This is a genomic window from Methanorbis furvi, assembly GCF_032714615.1.
Taxonomy (GTDB): domain Archaea; phylum Halobacteriota; class Methanomicrobia; order Methanomicrobiales; family Methanocorpusculaceae; genus Methanocorpusculum; species Methanocorpusculum furvi.
Window position 1 is genome coordinate 111,934 of the sequence record NZ_JAWDKA010000004.1, and the last position, 19,620, is coordinate 131,553.

23 protein-coding genes are annotated in these 19,620 nt (G+C 50.9%); 2 read left to right on the plus strand and 21 right to left on the minus strand.

Annotated elements, in window-relative coordinates; genetic code table 11:
- Nucleotides 1-317: 317 nt before the first annotated feature.
- From purB to McpAg1_RS04515, 11 genes are all read right to left on the minus strand, one after another.
- Nucleotides 318-1,661, minus strand: coding sequence for an adenylosuccinate lyase (purB, locus tag McpAg1_RS04465; RefSeq protein ID WP_338094184.1), 1,344 nt, complete (start codon nt 1,659-1,661; stop codon nt 318-320).
- A gap of 874 nt (nt 1,662-2,535) precedes the next feature.
- Nucleotides 2,536-4,269, minus strand: coding sequence for a DUF2070 family protein (locus McpAg1_RS04470; protein WP_338094093.1), 1,734 nt, complete (start codon nt 4,267-4,269; stop codon nt 2,536-2,538).
- A gap of 7 nt (nt 4,270-4,276) precedes the next feature.
- Nucleotides 4,277-4,933 (minus strand): diphthine--ammonia ligase, encoded by a 657-nt coding sequence (locus McpAg1_RS04475; protein ID WP_338094094.1) that lies wholly within the window; start codon nt 4,931-4,933, stop codon nt 4,277-4,279.
- A gap of 2 nt (nt 4,934-4,935) precedes the next feature.
- Nucleotides 4,936-5,835 carry a carbohydrate kinase family protein gene (locus McpAg1_RS04480; RefSeq protein ID WP_338094095.1) on the minus strand — a complete coding sequence of 300 codons (900 nt, stop codon included), beginning with the start codon at nt 5,833-5,835 and terminating at the stop codon, nt 4,936-4,938.
- A complete protein-coding gene (locus McpAg1_RS04485; RefSeq protein WP_338094096.1) occupies nt 5,828-6,184 on the minus strand; it encodes a DUF555 domain-containing protein in 357 nt (118 codons plus the stop codon). The genes McpAg1_RS04480 and McpAg1_RS04485 overlap by 8 nt, the downstream gene beginning before the upstream one ends.
- A 5-nt stretch (nt 6,185-6,189) precedes the next feature.
- Nucleotides 6,190-6,735 (minus strand): nitroreductase family protein, encoded by a 546-nt coding sequence (locus tag McpAg1_RS04490; protein WP_338094097.1) that lies wholly within the window; start codon nt 6,733-6,735, stop codon nt 6,190-6,192.
- Nucleotides 6,722-7,084, minus strand: coding sequence for a hypothetical protein (locus tag McpAg1_RS04495; protein WP_338094098.1), 363 nt, complete (start codon nt 7,082-7,084; stop codon nt 6,722-6,724). Before McpAg1_RS04495 ends, McpAg1_RS04490 begins: the two co-directional genes overlap by 14 nt.
- 636 nt (nt 7,085-7,720) lie before the next feature.
- On the minus strand, nt 7,721-8,818 hold the full coding sequence (locus tag McpAg1_RS04500) for a DNA topoisomerase IV subunit A (protein WP_338094099.1): 1,098 nt from the start codon (nt 8,816-8,818) through the stop codon (nt 7,721-7,723).
- The gene (locus McpAg1_RS04505) at nt 8,811-10,613 is read right to left on the minus strand and encodes a DNA topoisomerase VI subunit B (protein WP_338094100.1); all 1,803 of its coding nucleotides are present in this window, start codon (nt 10,611-10,613) and stop codon (nt 8,811-8,813) included. Before McpAg1_RS04505 ends, McpAg1_RS04500 begins: the two co-directional genes overlap by 8 nt.
- A complete protein-coding gene (hisS, locus tag McpAg1_RS04510; RefSeq protein WP_338094101.1) occupies nt 10,600-11,832 on the minus strand; it encodes a histidine--tRNA ligase in 1,233 nt (410 codons plus the stop codon). The genes McpAg1_RS04505 and hisS overlap by 14 nt, the downstream gene beginning before the upstream one ends.
- 2 nt (nt 11,833-11,834) lie before the next feature.
- The gene (locus McpAg1_RS04515) at nt 11,835-12,170 is read right to left on the minus strand and encodes an ABC transporter permease (protein ID WP_338094102.1); all 336 of its coding nucleotides are present in this window, start codon (nt 12,168-12,170) and stop codon (nt 11,835-11,837) included.
- 112 nt (nt 12,171-12,282) lie between these two features.
- On the opposite strand from McpAg1_RS04515, the gene McpAg1_RS04520 reads away from it, so the two are divergent.
- Together McpAg1_RS04520 and msrA are read left to right on the plus strand one after the other, a co-directional pair.
- Nucleotides 12,283-13,143: a BRO-N domain-containing protein gene (locus McpAg1_RS04520; RefSeq protein WP_338094103.1), complete on the plus strand. Its 861-nt coding sequence runs from the start codon at nt 12,283-12,285 to the stop codon at nt 13,141-13,143.
- A 48-nt stretch (nt 13,144-13,191) separates the two neighbouring features.
- Entirely contained in the window at nt 13,192-14,169 is a 978-nt protein-coding gene (gene msrA, locus McpAg1_RS04525) for a peptide-methionine (S)-S-oxide reductase MsrA (RefSeq protein WP_338094104.1), read from the plus strand.
- A gap of 108 nt (nt 14,170-14,277) precedes the next feature.
- Here msrA and McpAg1_RS04530 read toward each other — a convergent pair whose 3' ends face one another.
- The 10 genes from McpAg1_RS04530 to McpAg1_RS04575 all read right to left on the minus strand — a co-directional run bounded on the left by McpAg1_RS04530 (nt 14,278) and on the right by McpAg1_RS04575 (nt 19,462).
- Nucleotides 14,278-14,427, minus strand: coding sequence for a hypothetical protein (locus McpAg1_RS04530; RefSeq protein WP_338094105.1), 150 nt, complete (start codon nt 14,425-14,427; stop codon nt 14,278-14,280).
- A gap of 150 nt (nt 14,428-14,577) precedes the next feature.
- Complete coding sequence (locus tag McpAg1_RS04535) at nt 14,578-15,093, minus strand: hypothetical protein (protein WP_338094106.1); 516 nt, start codon at nt 15,091-15,093, stop codon at nt 14,578-14,580.
- Between the two features lie 115 nt (nt 15,094-15,208).
- Complete coding sequence (locus McpAg1_RS04540) at nt 15,209-15,415, minus strand: hypothetical protein (RefSeq protein ID WP_338094107.1); 207 nt, start codon at nt 15,413-15,415, stop codon at nt 15,209-15,211.
- Nucleotides 15,412-15,915 (minus strand): hypothetical protein, encoded by a 504-nt coding sequence (locus McpAg1_RS04545; RefSeq protein ID WP_338094108.1) that lies wholly within the window; start codon nt 15,913-15,915, stop codon nt 15,412-15,414. The genes McpAg1_RS04540 and McpAg1_RS04545 overlap by 4 nt, the downstream gene beginning before the upstream one ends.
- Complete coding sequence (locus McpAg1_RS04550) at nt 15,912-16,169, minus strand: hypothetical protein (RefSeq protein WP_338094109.1); 258 nt, start codon at nt 16,167-16,169, stop codon at nt 15,912-15,914. Before McpAg1_RS04550 ends, McpAg1_RS04545 begins: the two co-directional genes overlap by 4 nt.
- Nucleotides 16,162-16,680: an HNH endonuclease gene (locus tag McpAg1_RS04555; RefSeq protein WP_338094110.1), complete on the minus strand. Its 519-nt coding sequence runs from the start codon at nt 16,678-16,680 to the stop codon at nt 16,162-16,164. The genes McpAg1_RS04550 and McpAg1_RS04555 overlap by 8 nt, the downstream gene beginning before the upstream one ends.
- The gene (locus McpAg1_RS04560) at nt 16,677-17,144 is read right to left on the minus strand and encodes a hypothetical protein (protein ID WP_338094111.1); all 468 of its coding nucleotides are present in this window, start codon (nt 17,142-17,144) and stop codon (nt 16,677-16,679) included. Before McpAg1_RS04560 ends, McpAg1_RS04555 begins: the two co-directional genes overlap by 4 nt.
- A gap of 492 nt (nt 17,145-17,636) precedes the next feature.
- Nucleotides 17,637-18,212, minus strand: a complete 576-nt coding sequence (locus McpAg1_RS04565) for a hypothetical protein (protein WP_338094112.1) — start codon at nt 18,210-18,212, stop codon at nt 17,637-17,639.
- A gap of 694 nt (nt 18,213-18,906) precedes the next feature.
- Nucleotides 18,907-19,179 (minus strand): type II toxin-antitoxin system RelE family toxin, encoded by a 273-nt coding sequence (locus tag McpAg1_RS04570; protein WP_338094113.1) that lies wholly within the window; start codon nt 19,177-19,179, stop codon nt 18,907-18,909.
- Nucleotides 19,172-19,462 carry a hypothetical protein gene (locus McpAg1_RS04575; RefSeq protein ID WP_338094114.1) on the minus strand — a complete coding sequence of 97 codons (291 nt, stop codon included), beginning with the start codon at nt 19,460-19,462 and terminating at the stop codon, nt 19,172-19,174. Before McpAg1_RS04575 ends, McpAg1_RS04570 begins: the two co-directional genes overlap by 8 nt.
- Nucleotides 19,463-19,620 lie beyond the last annotated feature (158 nt).

Sequence of the window (19,620 nt, forward strand, 5' to 3'; positions counted from 1 at the left end):
AAAGAAATTTTCTGTGTATCTTAATACGAAAAAAATCTGAAAAAATTATTTTGATAAATTTTTAAAAATCGCCATTGGAGATTTTTCAAAAAGAAATTTTCTGCGTATCTTACTACGAAAAAAAAATCTGAAAAAATTATTTTGATAAACTTTTAAAAATCGCCATTGGAGATTTTTCAAAAAGAAATTTTCTATGTATCTTACTACGAAAAAAAAAATCTGAAAAAATTATTTTGATAAATTTTGAAAAATCGCCATTGGCGATTTTTTTTATTCGCGCTATTCGCGCCATTCGCGTTTCATTTTTCAAAAAAAAATTACAACGAGCAGTACGTCGCAAGTTTTCTGATCAGATTGTCCACCTGAACCTCAGCAAGACCGATGTATGCATCAGGATTCAGGAGACCGACAAGCTCCTCAGCAGACACGTACTTCACCACATCATGCTTTGCAGAAAGAATTTCCGCGAGCGGTTTTCCTGCGGCAAGGGCCTCCATACTGCTCTCGCGGATGATCTCATGCGCATCCTGACGCGGCATTCCCCTTCTGGTCAGCTCAATCATCACCGACTCCGCAAGCGTAATCCCGTGCAGCATCAGAAGATTTCTTCTGATGTTATCAGTATTGATCACAAGATTTTCGAGAACTCCGGTCATCAGCTTCAAACAGTGATCACAGAGAATCGTTGCCTCGGGAAACGTAATCCGTTCGCATGACGAGTTCGTCAGATCCCGTTCATCCCACAGAGTATTGTTCTGCAGGGCAGGCTCGATCATCGCACGGACAATTCTTGCAAGACCGCAGACCTGTTCGCTTTTGATCGGGTTTCTCTTGTGCGGCATCGTGGACGACCCGACCTGTTTCTTGCCGAACGCCTCTTCCACCTCGCCGATCTCGGTTCTCTGCAGAGATCTGATCTCAACACCGATCTTATCGAGGGTGGTTGCAATGTTTGCAAGCATGAAAATGTACTCGGCATATCGGTCGCGGGCGATGACCTGGCTGGACACATCAACCGACCCGATCTCCAGATACTTCATCATTGCAGCCTGCACTTCGATGCCGTGAGTACCCATCGCTGCCATCGTGCCAACCGCTCCGGTCATCTGACCAACAACAACACGCGAACGGATCTCACGCAGACGATCGATGTGGCGGGCGACTTCCGATGCCCAGTTCGCAAACCGCAGACCATACGTTGTCGGGACCCCCTGCTGACCATGCGTGCGGGAGGCGCAGACCAGACTTTTTGTTGAGCCGGCACGGTCCAGCAGCACCGTGAGGAGAGCAACCAGCTTTTTTTCAAGCGTGGTGAACGCATCTTTGAGCTGCAGACCGGTTGCGGTGTCTAAAATATCGTTCGAGGTAGCCCCATAGTGAATCCATCGTCCTGCATCGCCGCAGACCTCAGAGATTGCCCGGATCATTGCCATGGTGTCATGGTTGATCTCAGCTTCAATCTCCTTTGCACGAAGGAGGGATGCAGAGAGAGCATTCTGTTCGATGATTTTTGCGTCATCTGCCGGGATCATGCCGACCTCGGCCTCGGCATGGGCGAGTGCAATCTCTGCACGGACAAGACAGGTAAAACGATGCTCTTCGCTCCAGATGCTCCGCATCTCAGGAGTACCGTACCGGAAATCGATCGGATGGATTGCCATAACTGATGAAATTATTGGTGCTGAAATCATATCAAAGGTCTTGCTTGGACAGTTTTGGTTATGATGCCGGGGCTTGGGTGAAGAGAGCTGGCGATATTTTTTTCGCGGCTGCTTCACGGGGTAGCATACAAAAAAATTTACAAACGAAAATTATTTTTCAAAAAAAAATTATTGATCAAAACCTGCATCACAAAAAATTTTTCAAATAGGAGTTACGCGGTGGTGAATGTTTTGTACTGTGAAAAATATTGATCGAGTTAGTGGCGAGTGGGGCCTCGTGGAAAAAAGAACCGCAAATCCACGCAAATCTCGGTCGCTTCGCTCCCTCCGCAAATCGCGTTTGCTGTTCGTCGCTCTCATCCCGCCGGATTCCGGCGGGCTCGTTGCTATCGCAACCGCGACGGCAAACGCTGGACGGCGCCATTCGGGCGCCGTCTTGTGGATGAGAGCAGATTTTATCCATATACCTGTGACTGAAAAACAACCCCCCAAACAATAAAATATCCTAATTCATGAGAAAAGCTATCCCATTTTCAAGGCGGCGCGCGAATCGCGCCGCCAGCGTTTGCCGTCGCGGTTGCGATAGCAACGAGCCCGCCGGAATCCGGCGGGATGAGAGCGACGAACAGCAAACGCGATTTGCGGAGGGAGCGAAGCGACCGAGATTTGCGTGGATTTGCGGTTCTTTTCTCCACGAGGCCACACTTGCCACTCTCCCGATCTACATTTTTCATAATGCGATACAACAGTTCCACCACCTCATACAATCACACCGCGTAAGTCCAGCTAAAAAAAATTTTACAAACGAAAATTATTTTTTCAAAAAAAAATTATTGATCAAAACCTGCATCACAAAAAAAATTTCAAAAAAAAATCAGATGCAGATCATAAAGATCAGCAGCGTCACCAGAAACGAAACCAGCAGCAGCAGCACCGACAACGGCAGAAGATTTGTCACCATCGCATTCACCGTTGAAGACAACTGCACAGTTCTGGTCGGGCCGAACACCTCCACATCGCGACAGAGACCGGTTGCAACCGCAGCCTCGGCAGGAGAGAGATCAGCGATCGCCTCAAGAATTGCCTCAAGCAGATGCGGAAGAATTTGTTGCGGAGATACCGCCATGCCGACCGGATTTCTGCCGGAGATCGTGTTCACCACATGCGAATCGGTCGTAAGAATCTCGGCCTCATCAAGGCCCAAGCCAAGTACAGCGTTTCGCAGCACTTCCCGGACACCCATGTGAACATTGTTCCCGTCAAACAGCACATACGCAGTTTTTGCGCCGAGAACTTCTGTAACCATCACTAAAACACCCATATCGCCAAAACCCTCCTCGCGGGAGAACGGCAAAATCTTCTGGGACACACCAACCGAAAACGAAGTCAGCTCCGCATTCGACTGAAGCTCCATCGCATTTCGCGACGCAGTAATGTACTCAGCTCCGGTTTTTGAAGCTGGCAGCACAACAGACGTTACCTCAACCATACAGTTGTGCGCATCCACAAACCCGATATTCTCATACCAGTGATGACCTTCCGCCATCACAATCGCCCCGACCGAGTAATCGAGATCCTCGGTCATCTCAGGAGACCGGGTGGTGACCAACAAAATTGAGTTGCCAAACCGCTGGGAAAGTACCGACACCGTTCCAAAGCTCGTCCGCTTCGGCATACTTGCGACCGGTGTATAGACAAGACTCTTCCGCGTCTCATTGATCGCGTCGGCAATTTTTTCGCACTCATCTTCAGAGACTAAGTTAAAATCATGCGTCGCACAGCCGTGCGAGATGAACACCGTCTCATTCTCGGAAAACTCATCATGCAGATGCTTCGGATAGTTGCCGCCGCCAACTTCAGACAAAGGTCCCGGGTGAAGATTCGGGACAACAAACAAAATATCCTTCTTGCCCTGACGGCGGAAGAAGAAACTTGTCTCCGGCACCGTGACTGCTTCACCGATCGTGCGGAAATAATCCTCCAGAGACTTCGAGCCGTCCGTCAGATGTGCAAGAAATGCATTGATGAACTGCATCGCAGAAATCCCGTGGGCTTTTCGAAGCGGCCGGTCGAACAGGATCAGGAAACTGATGATGCCGATCGAAAAGATCACAATCGAGAGAACCGCCGGCAGAAGGTACGAGGTCCCAAACAGATACACACCAAGAACAACACCAGCAATCGTCTGAACAGCCGCAGGCAGGTACATCCGAACAATCCGGTAATCGGAAATTGCCGTCAGCACCAGCAGACGAATCGCAAGAATAAATCCGAGACCAAACACATACGCAAGTGCTGCGTCCAGCACAAGCCCGATCAGCATCCAGAATAAGGAGAAGATCATGCCGGCAAGAGCTACAAGAGCCGATCTGTTCCAGGTAAGCTTCTCGGTTCCCAGCAGATCGACCAGAGGTTTCGTGAGAAACAGCGCAATAACTGCGGCAACGGCAAAGACCGTGCCGTACATCATCTCCCCCGGTCCCCCGACCAAGTATCCGACCGCGTCCACAAGAGCGCCGATCACGAGAATTATTATCAGCGACTGCCACCAGACCGGCGCTGAGAAAAGATATTTTGAAAGGTTTTCCGTTTTTGCTTCAGTAGCCATTGTATTTTCACCAGAATTTTTCTATATGGACGATTCCTCTGCCGCAGGAGAGTTCGGTTGTACATCCTGCATACAGAACAGGCGAGGAGAAACAGGGTGCCGCAAGAGTCAGCGACTCATACTCACCGCCTTCTCCTGCAATGTGAATTCTCCGTTTCGCAGAAATTTTGCAGAGCACATCGATCAAAGAATCATCGATGCGTTTGCCAAGAACATTTTCTCCAAGACCGTCAGCCGCGGTTACCACAATGAGTACATCCATGCGGTCTGCAACCTCGCGGAGAAGAGCGAGAGGATCCATCTTCCACAGCGGAGCAAAGAGCGCGATGCCAAGTTCATCACAGATTGCCGCAACCCGTGATCTTTGGTACTCAGACTCAATTGCGCCGACAATGACCCCCTCAATGGGAAGAGCGGCAAGACCGTTCTTCAGATCCAGCAGCTCGGCCTCCTTCTCGCCGTCACTCGGGATGCCGACATAGATAAGACCGCACCGTTCGGCAATCACGGGAACCGCGGCAAGGTTTGCCGAGTGGAACATGTAGGAGTCAGGATTTTTCGGGACGACCGTGACCATGTAGGTGACATCCATTCCGGCATCAAGTGCTTTCTGCAGGGCAAGTATGGAATCTTTTCCTCCGGATGTCAGCGCTGCCCAGGTCATGATCACTCGTTCTTTTTCAGCGTGCCGAAATGGTCGGCATACCGCTGCTCCATCTTCGTCCAGTCAGGAAGATTGGTCTGTGTTCCAACTTTTTCCACCGCAAAGGAAGAAGTGACGGCACCAATCTTACAACAGATGGGAAGCGCAAAGCCCTTCCTGTATGCGGTGAGAAGTCCGGCGCGATATGCGTCTCCTGCTCCGGTCGGGTCCACCAGCGTCACCGGACATGCAGGGATTGCAACCGCATCACCATTTTTGTGAAGGACGCTGCCGTCCTTTCCCTTCGTGATGATGGCTGCGGGAACTGCGGCGATCAGATCAGTCTCGGTCCAGCCGAGCTTTTCACACATGATCTCAACCTCGAAGTTGTTACAGATCAAAATGTCAATCGATGCAAACAGCGATTTGAGATGATCTGCTGCATAGTATTTGACGTCCTGGCCCGGATCAAAGGTGGCAAACTCTGCCTGCTCGGCAATTCTCACATTGAACGCTGCGTCACCGGTCGCCATGTGAACGAAAGAGAGAGCCGGAGCAACTGCTGCCTCGAACAGTTCGCCTGCCCCCCACTCGAAGTAGGTGATCTGGTTGCCGCCGGCGTCGTTGACCATGAAGGCGGTTGAACAGTTTTTGGCATCTGTTGCAAAAAGGCGGGTGGCAACACCAGTCTCTTTGAGGTGGCGTTCGTAGCTGCTGCCCGGATAATCCCTGCCTACTGCGGAGATCAGTTCAGCAGAGCCGCCAAGTTTTGCAATACCGACCGCGATGTTTGCCGCTCCTCCGCCAAAGTAGTTCCGGCGGTCGAGGACTCTGCACGAGGTACCAAGCTTCGGGTACTCGGCGATGGAGAGGATATAGTCATTGCAGAGATGGCCGGTGACGGAGATGAGCTGATCAGGCATGCTCTTCTCCTTCGATTGTATCGATACAGTAGGTCGCAAGCGGAATGTCGCGGACTGCTTTGCCGATGACGGATTTTGCAATCCGCTCTGCGTGGTCTTCGCCTTCTGCGTTGAAGACTTTCATGGACAAAAGAAGTCCGACCATTCCGGTCCGGGCAACGACTAAGGCACTGTTGATCTCATCTCCGCAGTACGGACACGGCATGACCATGACGTCAACATCCACAAACTTTGCCGAAGGGTGCAGACGTTTTCCTGCTTCACTCACGGCAATGCCGATGACGTCCTGTGTGGTCGTCACATCCTTTACCGTCCAGGCTGCTTCCAGTGTCACTCGATAGTCCGGCATAATTATTATGGTACTATTGGTGCCTGCCAGATATCATAGTGAGCATGACCTGAAGGGGCCATCCGCTCAGGTCCGCGAGCCGGAGCTTCGCCTTTTCCGACGCAGAGGAGAGCGACCGGGCGGATATGAGCAGGGAGATCAAGTATTCCTTTGACTTCGCTGTCATCGAACGCCCCGATCCAGCAGGTGTGAAGCCGACGTGCGTGGGCTGCGAGCATCATGTAGGTCGCGGCAATTGTTGCGTCTTCGACAGCAAACATGATTCCGCGGTCGCCGTACCGTGACATGGAGCGGATATAGTTGGCACAGACGCAGAAAACACAACCCGAGTCTTTGATCTGGTGCTGGTTGCCGGCAGCGTCAGAGAGCAGTTCAAGCTGGCCGGGGTCGGTGACGATCACAACATCCCATGCTTCAAGGTTTCCTGCTGACGGGGCTTTGGATGCTGCCGCGAGGAGATACTCAGCGTCCTCTTCGCTGATGCAGTTTCCGTCGTACTCGCGGACCGAGACGCGGGTTGCGAGGAAGTGGAGGAACTCAGAGGAGTCCATGGCTGTGGAGTACTTCCCATGCGGCGGCGGCGGCAGTGGTGATGGGGACCATGGCTTCTCCCGCTTTTTCAGATGCAAGACCAAACTGGTTGGACTCTGCGAGGTTGATGACTTCGTCAAGGACGCCGGCTGCTTTGCCGAACTCTTCACTGCCGGTGAAAGAGGCGGCGGCATTTGAGTCTGCGGCAAGGGCTTCGGTGATATTGATGAGTATGCGTTTTGCTCCTGCTTTTTCTTCTTTTTTGAGGGAGGGGATGGTAAGGAACTGGTGGGCAAGCATCATGATGTCGAGCTTGAGCCGCTCGGCAAAATGATACTGGGTCAGGGCGTCCTTCGCTTCAAGTGTCATGCCATATAGTTAGGAGGGACGATTCAATAAAAATGTGGTATTGGATGAGGGGTGAATAGTTCTGTCCGGGTCACTCCCGGAAATAAATTCAAATAGGAGTTACGCGGTGTACTGTTGAGTGATGAAGTGTTGCCTCGCGAGAAAAAAATCGCCACGGATTCACACGGATTCCAAATTTGCCAATCGTCATTATCTTGCGTTCGGTCGGGACTCCGGCTAATCGCCTCCGTCCTTTTCGCCCTCACTGGATAATGACTGGCAAATTTTTTCGGTTTTTTGTTGAGTGGTACATGTGGCTTTATTTGAAAAAAAAGCAATTGCAGATTCACAGAGATTGTATTTTCGGAAGAGTGGGAGTGAGTGAAGTAAGAAAAAATCACACTCGCCACTTCAACAAAAAACCGAAAAAATTTGCCAGCTGTTATCCAGTGAGGGTGAAAAGGACGGAGGCGATTAGCCGGAGTCCCGCCCGAACGCAAGATAACAGCGATTGGCAAATTAAACATCTGTGTGAATCCGTGGCGGTTTTTTTTCTCGTAGTTCCCACTCGTCACTAACCCGATCAACATTTTTCAGAAAAAAAAACGGATAAGTTTTCCTTGACATCACACCGCGTAACTCCTATCCAAAAAAAAATTACCTCTTCAGTACACCCATCTCAGACAACATATTCGGCAGATACTCTTTCGTCACGAAATCAAGACCATGACTTGCGAACGCCTGCTGTTCAGACTTCAGCCCCATCTCAAGCTGAAGATTGATCTCCTTTCGCCAGAAATCATTATCAAACCGCGGGTCGGAAAGCTCAGCCCGAAGCGCCGCAACATCCTGTTCACTCAGCTTATCAGCCGGCAGATTATAATCACGAATATCAGAAGGCTTCACCCCGACAAACTTCGCCGCAGGAGTTGCCAGATGTTCAGACATATGAGCCGCCTTAATCGAGCCGTACGCAACAGACGCATAAATACGGTACGACCAGGGATCGCCGTCAGTGAAAACAACCACCGGAATATGCATCTCCTCATTCATCCGCTTCAGCATCCGCCGTGTTGCCCGTGACGGCTGACCGCTTAAGTGCAGAAGGATCGTGTTGTATTCTTCATCAAACCCGTTCTCCTGCAGACGCGAAAACATACCACCGGTCTCAATCGCAATCACACACGATGCATCATGATCCACCAGCTCCACATTCTCCACATTGTTCGGAATATGATAACCAGCCTCGCCCACATCATCCTGACAGTGAATCTCCTTCATCCCGCGGCGGGTACTTTCTCGCACCCGGATAGGACCAAATATCGAAGCCCCGTCCTCCTCAGGACGCATATGGAAAAACTCACGCTGAAGATTTGTAATGATCTCCAAGTCCTCAACAAGATAGTTGCTCTCGTTTTGGGCACTGAACTTCGCCTGCTTCCAGCCTTCCGAGATGTAATACATCTCTCTGAGCGTTGAAGACCGGTTTTCCGCAAGCTGCATCTTGATGAACCCCATCACATACGCCATCTTCAGCATATGAACAGCAGATTTCGCCGTTCCGGCGTTCCTCGTACTCTCCTTTGAGCCGTACGTCCATACCTCGGACGAATCATTGAACTCAAGATTATACTTCGTCCTCGTCGGCAGAGTAATCGACGGCACATCTCCAGCCCCCATCTGATCATACCAGACCTGGGCAATTTCCATCAGCCGCTTCGTTGTCGCGACATCACGTGCATTTGGTTCAGACATCCAGATCCACCACCACTTTCAGATTCTCGGCAATCCCTTGCAGATCCACAATACCGCCGCCGGCACCCGTATACGTAACCTCAAAGTTATCTCCAGAGTGCAGCAGACGTTTCCAGATCTTCGTGTACTCACCGTCCATCTCGGTCACAAAATCCGGAGGAACAGTTGCATCACCGGCAGAGTCGCCGGAAATATCATACAACGCCATCTCCTGATCTTTTGTGGTATAGTTGTCAACCCTGATCAGAATTTTCCCGGCTGATGATCCCTTCTTCAGCACAACCCGACGCATGATACGTCCTTCGATCAGCGAAGTGTCAGGAGCCGGACGTTCCACAATCTCGCCAACTTTCTGGGCGATCAACGGAATCACCGAACAGATTGCCCGGGCACGGTCCTCCTGTTCCTTGCTTTTGTCGCGGCGCGACAGAAACATCTTCAGATCGCGGCCAAGCTCCTGCAACGCAAGTGTAACTTCCTTCTCAACCTCGGGAACCGAGGCGACCGCATCCTTGGACTCGCTCGTGAACGGCACATTCGTTGCCGCGACATGCACGAGAATCAGAACCGGACCCATCGGGAGCCCCTGTTGGGAAACGCCGTAAGCCTTCCAGTTCACGCCGGAAACCGCAGACGTAATCGCACACGCTCCCTGCTGATACAGCAGAGGCACGCGGTTGGCAAACCGAAGAAGCATCGCACTGCCTTCAACCGGCAGTTTTCCGCCGTAACCGATAGCGGCTTCCACGATGAAGGAGTTGCCGCCAAACACACTGCTCGGACGCGTTCGTGCTTTGATGAAGTCAAGCTGGAACTCTTTTTCCATTCCCTTCACGATCAGCTCTTCAGTGATCGGGGAGAGACACTGCAGGGCAGAAGGAGCCGGAATTTTGACGGTCTGCATTGCTTCAAGCAGAGGGTTGAGCTGTTCGAGCGACAGCTTGTTTGCCGAAACTTTCGAGTCCAGTTTTGCAACCGCACAGATCTCAAGAGCGGTTTTTTCGCCAACTTTGGAAAAACTTTCAATCAGGAACTCTTTAAGCGGCAGATCGGACGCCGCGGTCATGCGCTTTAACACGCCGAGTTCAATGCCGTACGGATGCGGCTTGATGGCAACCGGACACGGCGGAACGTCGTGTGAGACACGGTCAAACGTGAACGACTCGTCATCGATCTCGACACGGAACCGTGCATGCGGGTTGACGATGGAAGTGTACTTGAGATACTCCAGCATCTTCTTCTTCGCAGCCATGGAACTTTTGAACTCAAGCTCGATGCGGGTTCCGTGCGGAAGCACCCAGTCGATCTCTTCATGCGAGAGAACTTCAGGCTCGTTGGTCTCAGTCTTGATGACGAGCGTCATCTTGTGTGCCGGAGATTTTGCATCGGTTCGGGAGATGACAAGCGTTGGCTTTCCGGTCGTCAGCTGTGCATACAGAACTGCCGCGGAAATGCCGATACCCTGCTGACCGCGGGTCTGGCGGACCTGATGGAACCGTGAACCGTAGAGAAGTTTTGCAAAAACCGCCGGCATCTTATCCGGCACAATGCCCGGACCATTGTCTTCGACCACCACGCGGTAAACGTCGCCGCCGACTTTTCGTACCGAGACGAGAATGTCAGGCAGAACCTCGGCCTCTTCGCAGGCGTCAAGCGAGTTGTCGATTGCTTCTTTAATGGTGGTGATGATTCCCCGTGTCGGGGAATCAAACCCAAGCATGTGTTTGTTCTTTTCGAAGAACTCCGCTACACTGATGCTTCGCTGTTTCTTGGCGAGTTCGTCAGCAAGTGCCATTGATTACCTCAGCGACAGCGTCCGCAAGAGGCATCTCTTTCTGGCTTGCGGCGGCAAGATTTTTCAGCGTGACCGTGCCTGCGGCTGCTTCGTTTGCGCCGATAAGGACCGCATACGAAGCGCCGGACTTGAGTGCAGAGGAGAGCTGGGCGCCAAAACTCCGGTCCATTAAGTCCATCACTGCGGTGATGCCGGCCGACCTGAACGCGGCGGCGGCGGCGTACGCCGGCCCCCGCGTTTCTGCGGTCGCAACGACCGCAACGACCGGAGCGGCAGCAGGAACGATCTCGCCGAGCGAGACCATCACACGGTCAAAGCCGATGGCAAACCCGCAGCTCGGGACATCTTTGCCGCCGAACAGATGAGCAAGCCGGTAAACTCCGCCGCCGAGGATCTGGTTCTCGGCACCGAGATTGTCGGCGAAGGCTTCAAAGACCATGCCGGTGTAGTAGTCAAGACCGCGGGCGATACCGAAATTTTGCACGAACGGAATGTTCTGGGCTTTGAGGTAGCTGAAGGTCTCTTCGATTCGTGCTTTTTCAGGAATGTCTCCGGTGACGGCAAAGACCTCGTCAAGGGTTTCTGCGGTGATGAGCCTGACGAGTGGTTCATAGAGATCCGCATGGCCGATTGAGGCAAGCGTGTTTTCCAGAAGTTCCATGTCACGCTTGTCAAGAGCTGCCATGACTTTTTTCTGTTCGACTGCGTCAAGGCTTGCAAGCATGTGTTTCATCGGGGAGAGGTGGCCGATCTTTAAGACGAACCGAACGCCGGAACAGTTCAGAAGTTCAGCTGCAAGGGCGATGACTTCAGCGTCAGCTGCCGCAGAGTCGGCACCGATCAGTTCGCAGCCGAACTGCCAGAACTGCCGGTAGCGTCCTTTCTGCGGACGTTCGTACCGGAAGCATTCGGCGAAGTAGAACCAGCGGAGTGGTTTTGGTGCGACCTGGGCTTCGTTTACATAAGCCCGGACAACTGCTGCCGTGATTTCGGGGCGGAGTGCTATTTTTCTGCCGCCTTTGTCTTCGAAGGCGTACATTTCGCCGATGATTCCTTCGCCTGATTTGACGGTGAAGAGTTCCTGCTCTTCAAACATGGGGGTGACGACTTCGCCGTAGCCGAATGAGGCGGCGACGTCTCTCATGCGGCGTTCGATACTTCTCCGCTGTGCCATTTCTGCGGGAAGGAAGTCCCGCGTTCCGCGTGGTTTCTGCAGCATTCTTATTTCCTCTCAGGAACGCGTCGTGGGGCGGCTCCGGTAAATCTCTGCCATGCTGATTCGTCTCCTTTCCATACGTTGCCTCGGGTGATTCTGGACTGCAGGTACATTGCAAGCAGTATGAGACCGCAGGCGAGGTAGAGGAAGGTGTTGTCGGAGAATCCTGCAAGGGCTGCGGCGAACCAGCCGAGTCCGGTGAAGAGTACTCCCTGGTAAGCTGCCTTGCGGTATCCTTCAATGCCGGTCCTGACAAAGATGCGGGTGTCTCTAAGCCAGAGGAAGGAGACGACGATCGCACCGAAGGCGACGATGTAGGTTATCGGATCAACGAAGGGCATAAATGATAATTATTTGGTGCGAGTTGTCTTAATGCTGGGGGTTTGTGCGGGATGTTTTATGTGGTTGTGTTTCCTATATTCTGGATAATGAGTTCCGGAGTTCTGATCTGAAATGAGGCCTGGCTCTTCTATTAAGTTGTTTCAGGAGAAGACGATCCGGTCAACATGGAATGAGGAGGAGGAACTCTGGTATTTTTCGCTGGTGGATATTGTCGAGGTGCTGACGGATTCGGTAAACCCGCGAGATTATCTGAAAAAACTTCGCCGACGCGATCCTGAACTTGACGGCTACCTGGGGACAAATTGTCCCCCTGTAGCTATGGTCACCGAGAGCGGGAAGATGCGAAAAGTTCTTGCGGGAAATGCCCGGCATATTTTCCGTCTGGTTCAGTCGATTCCTTCGCCGAAAGCTGAGCCGCTGAAGCTCTGGCTGGCACAGGTCGGGTATGAGCGGCTGCAGGAGATTGAAAATCCTGAACTTGCTCAGGAACGGATGAAGGTTCTGTATGAGGAGAAGGGTTATCCAAAAGATTGGATTGATAAGCGTCTTCGAGGAATGGCGATACGTCAGAATCTTACTGATGAGTGGCAGGAGAGAGGTATTTCGTCGGACAGGGAGTTTGCAATTCTCACGGCGGAAATTTCAAAGGCAACGTTTGGAATGACGCCTGCAGAGTACAGAACATTGAAGGGGATTGCGAAAAAGAATGAGAATCTTCGGGATCATATGACGGATCTGGAGTTGATTTTTACGATGCTTGGCGAGCGGGTGACGACGGAGATTTCGCAAAAGGAGCAGCCGGAGAGTTTTCCGAAGAGTCGCGAGGTTGCACGCCGCGGCGGAAGGGTTGCGGGTGTTGCCAGGACGGAGACGGAACGGGAGCTTGGGCACAGTGTTGCGACATCGGATAATTTTCTTGATGAGAGTGATTCCAGTAAGAGACGAAGAGTTGCTTCTGGTAAGAGGGACTGATTTGTCTCTACCCGATCTTTTATCGTCTGCGTTCGCGTAGAGTTTGCTATGCAGCAGAAGGATGAGGTAAACGAAGCATTCAGGGAAATTTATTTTGCCGGCGGATGCTTCTGGGGTGTTGAGGAGCTGATGCGTTCAGTCCAAGGAGTTGTTGATGCAGTATCCGGATATGCGAACGGCAGAAGCGGCCCTGCTCCATCGTATGAGGAGGTGTGTTCAGGGAGAACAGGGTTTTCCGAGACGGTGAGGGTTGTCTATGATCCGGCCCGAGTAAGCCTATCAGGATTAGTGTTTTTGTTTTTCCGGGCGATTGATCCGACAGATTCAGGGGGTCAGGGAAATGACCGGGGAACACAGTACCGCTCAGGTATCTATTATACTGATGAGGAGTCGGCAGTTGTTGTCAGGCGTGCGGCAGATGTTGAGCGGCGGAGGCATTCTGCGTTTTATGTGGAGATTTTGCCGTTGCTGAATTTTTATCCGGCAGAAGAGTTTCATCAGCGGTATCTGGAGAAGCACCAGGGCGGATACTGTCATATTCCAAGAGAGTTGTTTTCCTATGCCGGATCGATGCGGGTGGATCCGGAGCTGTACCCGCGGCCAAGTGATGCGGAGATTTCGCGTCGGCTTTCGTCTCAGGAGTTTTCCGTGACCCAGGAAGGGGCAACTGATCTGCCGCATTCGCATCCGCTGACGACTGAGGTGCGGCGGGGATTGTATGTGGACGCGGTTACCGGCGAGCCGTTGTTTTCCTCAAGAGATAAGTATCAGAGTTCCTGCGGGTGGCCGGCGTTTTCAGAGCCGGTTGATGGAAACACGATGGTGTTTTCCGAGGACCGGTCGCATGGGATGCGCCGGACTGAGGTGCGGAGCAGGGCAGGAGATTCACATCTGGGACATGTGTTTGGGGGTGATGAGGAATCTCCTTCAGGAGTGAGGTTTTGCATAAACGGCTCGTCATTGAGATTTGTGCCGTATGAGAAGATGGAGGAGGAGGGGTATGGGGAGCTGATGGATCTGGTTTGAAAAAATGTGTTTTGTTGGGTTGTGATATCACGAAAAGAGATCTTGCGAAAAATAGTTCCGGGAGTTGTTTACTCCCGATTTTCATTGGCGTTCTGTCGATTGGATGTTTTAGTCCTTATCTTCCCCAGCAGTCGCCCGATGTGTCCGGTCAAGCCATCGATCGTTCCATGCGTAAATAGGGCCGGCGAGAATGAGGACGGCGCCGGTAATGCCCTGTGCAGCAATGCCGATAATGAGGATAGTGGTAATAGTGTCCATGATGTTTCTCCTTTTTAGTATTTTTCAAATATTTCCAATCAACGTGGTCACCGAGTCCCGAAGGGACTCGAGATGCCGAGCCGGTTTAATCCTGTGGGGGTTTACCGCCTGCGGCGGTAAACCCCCCACATTAGGATTGAAGCGGGGCGGTCAGTTGAGGTTTTGGATGTTGTCCGCCCACTCCTCAACCTTAGCGAGAATCGCATCACTCTCGTAAGAACTGATCTTCAGATCCTTTCTGGTGAAGCTGAGGAAGTAGATCTCGCCGGTCGGATCATGAATCTTGAGACGAACGTTCCAGGAATCCTTAGTGTTGTCGCGGTCAGCGACAGCGTTCTCATCAAAGGCAGCGGTGAGAGTGTCGTCTGCAAGAATGTGGGCAACAACCGCATCGTAAACAGCACGAGTCGGAGCATCAATAACAATACTGCCGATTACCTCGCCGAGGGGAGAGAGGTAAGCAATAGTTGCCTTGTAGTATTCGTTCGCAACACTGACACCGTCGATAGTCTCACCGGCGGTCTGGTAGGCAGTTGCGCCGAGCGGATTATCGACTGCCTTCAGCGCAGCAATGTTTGCATCAAATGCAGCAGCAGTGGTGATCGGTACAGTAAAGCTGCGTCTTGCAGCCTTCACAATAGAGGTCGGGGTGAAATCGAGTGGCATATTCTATCGTATCCATGAGAATGCGGGCGTATTCGTAATCGTGCCGCATCACTCAGATAACTATAGACAATGAAAAATAATAAAGCTAAATTTTGTCTTAGCTTCTAATTTGGAATCAAAACATCCGAAGTTTTCGCCTCACCTCCTCAGGAACATCCGCCACATAGGGTCGTGCAATCCGGTGGTTTCGCAGAGCAGAAACAACCGAAGTTTTGCCGCATCCAAGTCTCTCTGCAATCTCTCTGACGGTGAGTTTCTCCTCAACAACCAATCCAAGAAGCCTCTCACGACTGGCAAGATCAGGATACAGATACCATCTCACGGAGTCTCCCCCAGAGGAACAATCATCGGCAGCTGCGGCTTTTTCACGACACTGATATACGCAGGAATCTCACTTTCAGCAAGGACCTGCCGAAGATCCCCGAGATTCACCTGTTCAAACGCAATGACCCGGTCCGGAGATGCCGCTTTCGCAAGTTCGTAGAGATGTTTTCGTCCGAGAATCTTCTCTGCGTCGCAGGATCTGATGAAGACGATTTTTTCAAACACTTCCGGAAGATTTCGCCTGAGTTTGCCGATGTCAACCATGCGGGTGAGCGTATACGGGGTTTCGATGGTGTAGTGAACAGAGGTCAGGCCTTCGATGCAGATCCGATCGATTACTGCTGCATGCTGCTCCTCAAACCTTTCGGCAAGCTGCCGGAACACCTCGGCAAACTCTGCCGCCCAGATTGCATTTTCAAAAGGATCGCATGGCTCAGGATAAAAGATTCCGATCTTTTCGGCGAAAAGAATACCAGGATTGATGGGAACTTTTGTCATACTCCATCCCTCAGGCTGATGTTTTCTGCGGTGCGTTCAGCGATGATCTGTCGTACCTGTTTTTTTCGGATCAGATATTCGGTGATTGCAGTACGTTCCTCAGCTCCGGTGCGAAGCGTCGGGCCGCCGCAGTTCGGACAAAGGAGAATCGGAGGATGGTCGGGGGACGGACCATCCGTCCAGTCAGAGAACTCAAATGCGGTGCCGCAGAGCGGACAGCAGTAGCCGGTGAGATGATAGGTCCGCTCAGTCATCGGTCTCCACCTCGGTGTAGGTTACCCAGCGGATGATGCGGGAGACGGAATGACGGGAGATGCCGAACTGAACCGCGAGTCGTTCCTGAGTTACCCCGCCTGCGGCATAGAGCTTGCGAATGGTTCGGACGGTTTCAGGACTGAGGGCGGTGGGTTTGGCACGTTCGTTCTGGAGATGGGTGACGAGCCTGAGGTTCTGGATTCTACAGTCGGTTTTGTTGTGGTTGATGTGATCGATTTCAAGGGAGGCATCTACCGGAAGACCGAATCTGATGTTTGCAACTACCCAGATTGCCCGATGTTTGAGAATATCGGTTCGGACGCCTTTGTGCAAAACTGATGTTGTGAGGTAGCCGTTGGACTGTTTGCGGAAGGGGACTGGACCACCTGTTCTGCGTGAGTAGATTTCTCCTGCGGAGAGATCGAAGATCCACTGGCCGCTGGTGTATTTTTCGCAGGCAAGGTAGTCGCCCAGATGGATGCCGGGAACCGGCTGGTGGACGAGTGTCATGGAGCGTCCTCCGCAAGATACTGTTCTTTGAGGGTTTCTGTCCGGTGTTGAATGATCTCGGGCATATGGATCTCTTCAAAGATGCGGGCGAGGGTTTCCATTTCTTCAGATGGCGGGATCATGCCGCAGCGTTCAAGCATGCCGCGTTCGAGGTCTTTTCTGAGGAGACGATATGCAGGCCTGCTTCCACGCATGGCGATTGCAGGGAAGGCAAGTTCATGGAGCAGATCGAAGTAGGTTTCGCGGATTTTCTCCCGAACTGCTGCTGCGTCATGAAGGTTTCCGAGCCAGTTTTCCATGAGGGGACCGGGTGTTCTGGTTTTGTCGGTGTGTTTTCCGTAGAGGAAGACGCGGGTGCATGCGGTGAGGAAGTCGGTTCTTGATTCAAAGGGGGTTTGTTCGAGTTTTTTGTCGAGAAGCTGTACTTCGTTTTCGCTTACGGCGATATAGGTAGTAATTCTCATGATCGTTTTGATGGGGGATCTGCTGACATCAGATGTCAGATGTCAGATATCAGATATCAGATGTCAGGCAGATCTTTTTCGTCAGAGGGGTCTGACGTTTTTTTATTTTTCGTGTGTGTTTTCCGAGACAGATGAGTTATATATATACTATCAAGGACAAAGAGTACCTATGAACATGCAGTAATGCAGTTGTTCGTTCTATTTTGAACAATGCAGGAATTTTTGTGATGCAGGGGTGATATCTGACATCTGATATCTGATATCTGTTGTCAGGTACTGTAGTGGGATGAGTTACTGCCGGTACGACGACGACGAGAAAGGAGTTTGGAAAAGAGCTGAGTTTTGGCGAATGGTACAGGGACGCGGTCTGCGATCCTGGTTCTCCGGTGAGGGAGAGTTTGCTTTTGTGTGTCGGTTCATGATTTTTGTCTCAGGTCAGGCATGTCTGGTGCCTGCCCGATTTTTTTGTTGGGTGTGAGAATATTTATGTGTTCATTTTGTCTTAGTATTTTGTGAGTGAGCTGTTGCCCATGCAGGTTTCGGGCGGTATTTTTCCGATTCGGCCAGTTCTTCTAACTCGTCATCGAAACCAATTATCTGTATTTTTGCGGGATGCGTGAGTTTGTAGTCAGGACACCATGTCTGCTCTCCCTTCCACATGAGATATCTCAGCCCGCACTCGGTCAGATATGTGTATAAGGCGTCTCTGTCATCGCTTATTTCCGGAGGCAGTTTATTTTTGAGTGCCGCTAACTTCTCTTCATTTGCTTGTATTTTCTCTTCAGTGTAGGGAACGTACTCTTTTCTTTGGTAGGTTTCCACTGTTGCCAAAAATGAGATGATGTCGCCTCGTTTTAACTCCAATTCTTGAAATCCTTTGGTGAGATTGAACGAGAGTTTTTCTTTGATGGAATTTCCGTTTTCATCGGTGATGTTGATAAGCATGACGACGTCTTTGATATACCGGGTATTTTTCATTTTTATGGTATACCACCCGAATCGGGAGAAGGTTCCAATGAATGTGCATCGTTTCCCAACGAGCTCACGTAAGTTTGTTGGTTCTGCCATGTCAGTAACTTATCATTCAGGGGTTATGTAATTTCGGTTCGTCAGGGGTTTTTGGTTGGGGAAAAGACAGAACATCACGAAAATGCGAGAACGCGATGTAATTTCGTTATTTTTTTAGTAGGAGTTACGCGGTGTACTGTTGAGTGGTGAGGTGTCGCCTCGTGAGAAAAAAACAGCCACGGATTCACACGGATTCCAAATTTGCCAATCGTCATTATCTTGCATTCGGTCGGGACTCCGGCTAATCGCCTCCGTCCTTTTCGACCTCACTGGATAATGACTGGCAAATTTTTTTGGTTTTTTGTTGAATGGCACATGTGGATTTGTTTGGAAAAAATCAATTACAGAATTGCACAGATTGCATTTTCAGAAAAAAATCTGAGTGGGTACGATGCGAAAAACCATAATCACCACTCCAACAAAAAACCGAAAAATTTGCCAGCTGTTATCCAGTGAGGTCGAAAAGGACGCAGGCGATTAGCCGGAGTCCCGACCGAACGCAAGATAACAGCGATTGGCAAATTAAATATCTGTGTGAATCCGTGGCGGTTTTTTCTCACGAGACCACGCTCATCAGTTACTCGATCAACATTTTTCAGAAAAGAACGGATAAATTTTCCTTGACATCACACCGCGTGGTTGAGGAAGTTGTTTTGTATGTATTTTACGCAGATAACATGACTGGCTTCTACGATCAATATTTTTTGTGAATGTCGCCGATTGTTCCAAACGATACGATATTTACTTCCTTTTTTTCCTTGTCGATCTCATAAATTGCCGAGTAGGATCGCCCGATATGTATCCGGTATCGATTCTGGTATCCTTTCAGTTTTTCTTTATCTCCGCCACTGCCTGGATACGGATTGATTGCAAGAAGACCGAGAGCTGCAGAACATTGTAGATATTCATCGTCGGAAAGATCGTTTAGTGCTTTATCTGCTTTTGGATGAAGAAATAACTCAAACATTTCCCTTGCCTTTTGCTGCGGCCCGGTGTTTCATGCTCTCTTCCAAACTGATCCGGCATTCAGGATGTTCCTTCATCTCATGGGAGCGGCGATCAAGTTCTTCCTTGGAAATATCATCAATACACGGGATCGCGGTACGGCGTTTCTTCTCCTCAAGTGCAGTTATGGAAGCGGCAACTACATCTCCATACGTCTCATTTCCTTCGCGGAGTGCGACGATTCGCCGGTGGACATCAGCGGAGACGGTGACGGATTTTTTTTCTCTGTTCTCAATCGCCTGCATGATAGATAATGAGATTGACATCATGAAAGACTTTTTGGCATGGGAAAAAGTGGCGGGTTACTCCCGCTGCTTTGATTCAGATGGTCGTGTATTTATTGATAGGTATTCGTACAGGATGGCTGCAGAGAGGGCGATCATTTTGTTCACTCCGTAATGAA